General features: G+C 63.7%; 1 protein-coding gene. It reads left to right on the plus strand.

All coding sequences use genetic code 11. From position 1 onward, the window contains the following. The coding region (gene lipA, locus ACNEOT_RS25370; RefSeq protein ID WP_415977534.1) for a lipoyl synthase at window positions 1-959 on the plus strand (959 nt) is incomplete at both ends.

Consider the following 959-nt stretch of genomic DNA (forward strand, 5'->3'; position numbering starts at 1 on the left):
CCAGAAGGACGCAAGCTGCTCCGCCTCGAGATCCGAAACGCGGAGACCCCCATCGAACGCAAACCCAGCTGGATCAAGACGAAAGCCAAGATGGGCCCGGAATACACCGAGCTCAAAGGCCTTGTGAAACGCGAAGGTCTGCACACGGTGTGCGAGGAAGCCGGCTGCCCCAATATCTACGAATGCTGGGAAGATCGCGAAGCGACCTTCCTCATCGGCGGCGAACAATGCACCCGTCGGTGCGATTTCTGTCAGATCGACACCGGCAAGCCGGACGACCTCGATCGCGACGAGCCGCGCCGGGTGGCCGAGAGCGTGCAGGCCATGGGTCTGCGCTACTCCACCATCACCGGGGTTGCTCGCGACGATCTGGCCGATGGTGGCGCGTGGCTCTATGCAGAGACCGTCCGATACATCAAGAAACTCAATCCGAACACCGGCGTCGAGCTGCTCATCCCGGACTTCAACGCCAAGCCCGATCAGCTGGCCGAGGTCTTCTCCTCTCGTCCGGAGGTGCTCGCCCACAACGTGGAGACGGTGCCACGCATCTTCAAGCGAATCCGTCCTGCCTTCCGCTACCAGCGGTCGATGGATGTCATCACCGCAGCGCGTGACGACGGCCTGGTCACCAAGTCCAATCTGATCCTGGGCATGGGTGAGACCCCGGAAGAGGTGCAGGAAGCGATTCGCGACCTGCACGAGGCGGGCTGCGACATTCTGACGATCACTCAGTACCTGCGCCCGTCCCCGCGGCACCATCCGGTCGAGCGTTGGGTCAAGCCGGAGGAGTTCGTCGAGCATTCCGATTACGCCACCGAGATCGGGTTTGCCGGCGTGTTGGCCGGCCCGTTGGTCCGCTCGTCCTACCGCGCCGGACGCCTGTACGCGCAGGCCATGGCGCATCACGGCCGCGAGTTGCCCGAGAGCATGAGTCACCTGACCGACGGTGGCGAGGCCTC

It is taken from the genome of Rhodococcus sp. 077-4 (assembly GCF_047782425.1).
Lineage (GTDB): Bacteria > Actinomycetota > Actinomycetes > Mycobacteriales > Mycobacteriaceae > Rhodococcoides.